Origin of the sequence: Heliobacterium chlorum, from assembly GCF_014502795.1 — a bacterium.
Lineage (GTDB): Bacteria > Bacillota > Desulfitobacteriia > Heliobacteriales > Heliobacteriaceae > Heliobacterium > Heliobacterium chlorum.
On record NZ_JACVHF010000105.1, the window covers coordinates 1 to 1,117 of the forward strand.

Sequence of the window (1,117 nt, forward strand, 5' to 3'; positions counted from 1 at the left end):
GTGAGTTATCTTTCGGGGATTTGGATGGGGGTAACGCAGAGTACGACGTCGGCATGGAATGCTTGTACCCAATTCCTAACATCATGCTGGAATACCTTATCAGCCATAGCTTCCGTAGCGTTTCAGGCAGTACGTAATGATATTGACGGGGCCATGACCACCGCCCAAAATGTTGTTTCTTCGGTATGGGGCAGCATAGCCCAAACATGGAACAGCACCCTGGACGGGATTCAATCGTGGACAACAGAAAAGCTAACGGTGATGAATACCTTTATCTCTTCAGCATGGGAAACGCTGAAAGGGATCTGGGATGCGGGTCGGGCGTACCTGTGGGATACAGCATTAAAACTCTGGCAGGGGATTTACGACACCTTTGCCCAAGCCCCCATAAAGTTACTGGCCTGCATGACAACCATTAAGAAAACCCTTAGTGATGCCTGGCAGTTAATCAAAAACGAAGCCGTCGAAATGGGCAAAAACGTAATTTACGGATTTGTTAACGGGATCACCAGCATGGCGAGTTATCTATATTCTGCGGCCCTGGGCGTATTTAACCGGGTCACATCGGCGGCATCAAAAGCTCTGGATATTCATTCTCCTTCTCGCGTGATGATTGAAATGGGGAGATATACGGCCCAAGGGTTTGCACTGGGTATAAATGCGGAAACCGGTATGGTAACCGGTGCCGGGCAGGCGATGGCATCTGCGGCTGTGGGAAGTGTAGGCGGATATTCTTATCCGACCCCGGCGTTAACCGCCCCCGAACTCACCCAAGGGAGCCGAGGAAACAGCTTCAATATCACGATTAACGGCAGTAACGGGCAGGAAATCTGGGCGGAACTGGAACGGCAGTTGATTCGCCGGGGGGTTAAATTCTAATGTCCGAACAATTCTTAATTGCAGGAGAGAATCAAATATCGAACATCCTCTTAGAGGGGATTACCATTGAGCAGGTGTTGACTTCCGTGGTCGATACCTGTTCATTTTCGATAAAAAGTGTGCAGCCGTCCGAGGGTGACGAAATTATCATTGAACTTTCTGGGGTGAGGGTTTTCGCCGGAATCATCGACTCCGTTAAGTTAGCTCGATCTACGGGTGGCTTGAATATATGGGACGT

Annotated in this window: 2 protein-coding genes; both read left to right on the plus strand. The window is 49.6% G+C overall.

What is annotated here, in order from left to right; all coding sequences use genetic code 11:
• Nucleotides 1-879: phage tail protein (locus tag H1S01_RS20310; RefSeq protein ID WP_207732438.1), on the plus strand; the 879-nt coding region annotated here is incomplete at its 5' end.
• A partial coding sequence (locus H1S01_RS20315; protein WP_207732440.1) for a hypothetical protein occupies nt 879-1,117 on the plus strand: 239 nt, incomplete at its 3' end. The genes H1S01_RS20310 and H1S01_RS20315, both read left to right, overlap by 1 nt.